Consider the following 1,269-nt stretch of genomic DNA (forward strand, 5'->3'; position numbering starts at 1 on the left):
GCCTGCAGGACCGCGCTGCTGCGGCTGGCATATCATTGCATGCGGCATATGGAATGTCCGAAACCTGTCCGTTTCTGACGGTGGCAGATCTGTCCAGCGATGATCCGGAGAGACAGGCGCAAACCGGCTTTCCCGGCCCGCTTGTCGACCTTCGTGTTGTGACGCCGGATATGAAGGACGTCCCGCATGACGGTGAAACAACCGGCGAAGTTGTTGCCCGGGCACCCTGGCTGACCCAGGGTTATTTCGGTAACGAGCAAGCCTCTGACGAAGTGTGGGCTGGCGGGTATCTGCACACCGGGGATGTTGGCTATATCCGTGAGAATGGATCGTTGCAGATCACTGACCGGCTCAAGGATGTGATCAAAACCGGCGGCGAATGGATTTCGTCACTGGCATTGGAAAACATAGCCTCCGCTTGTTCCGGCGTCGAAGACGTGGCCGCGATTGGCCTGCCACATGCCAAGTGGGGCGAAAGGCCGGTGCTGGTTGCTCAGCTTGCAAAGAATGCCGAACCGGATCAGGTGCGCCAAGTCATCCTGGAAGAATTCCAGTCGCGCGCTGACATGGGGGACCTGTCGAAGTGGGCGGTGCCGGACCGAATATTCTTTATCGATCGGCTTCCCAGGACCAGTGTTGGCAAGCTCGACAAGAAGCTCTTACGGCAAGAGATTTCTACAGGCACGGATGTGAAATCATGACAGACAAGCAGCACCGTATTCAGGCCCTCATCCGAGCCATTGTCGCGTATTTGGAGACCCACCGCAGCGATGCGCCCGGTGTTGATCTGACGCTGGACAAGCTTGCAGCCATGGATCTTTCCTGCAGGCGGCAGCGTGATGTCCCTCCCCAGGGAACCCGTCATGATCAGGTGCTGACTCAAGCCATCGCCGGCATCACCGAGCCCAAACTGCTTGAAATCGCAAAATGCCTGTCTGCGGCTAAGGATGACCTGGTCTGGCGCGAGGACAACGCGCAGTTCTATCCGCCCGGCGCCGACCTGGGAGAGGGTTATATCAAGTGCAACTTGCATTCCTTGCTGATTGGCGCCGACGCCTGCGGGCATCACCACCCGGACTTTAGCCTGGGTATCTTCATGCTGGGTCCGCGGACGTTGTACCGCGACCATAACCACGACGCGCCTGAGCTTTATCTGAACCTGTCCGAGAGATCCGGCTGGCGGTTCAGATCCGGCGAATGGCAGGACTATCCTGCCGGGTCGCTTATCTGGAACGCCGCAGGCGAGCCCCATGCCACCCGGGTCTATGA

Annotated in this window: 2 protein-coding genes; both read left to right on the forward strand. The window is 58.8% G+C overall.

Annotation, left to right across the window (positions count from 1 at the left end; all coding sequences use genetic code 11):
* Positions 1 to 701 (forward strand): AMP-binding protein (locus tag A2I95_RS39295; protein WP_291737780.1); only part of this gene is annotated, 701 nt, incomplete at its 5' end.
* Positions 698 to 1,269 (forward strand): dimethylsulfonioproprionate lyase family protein (locus A2I95_RS39300; protein ID WP_291737781.1); only part of this gene is annotated, 572 nt, incomplete at its 3' end. The genes A2I95_RS39295 and A2I95_RS39300, both read left to right, overlap by 4 nt.

The organism is Leisingera sp. F5 (assembly GCF_001593695.1).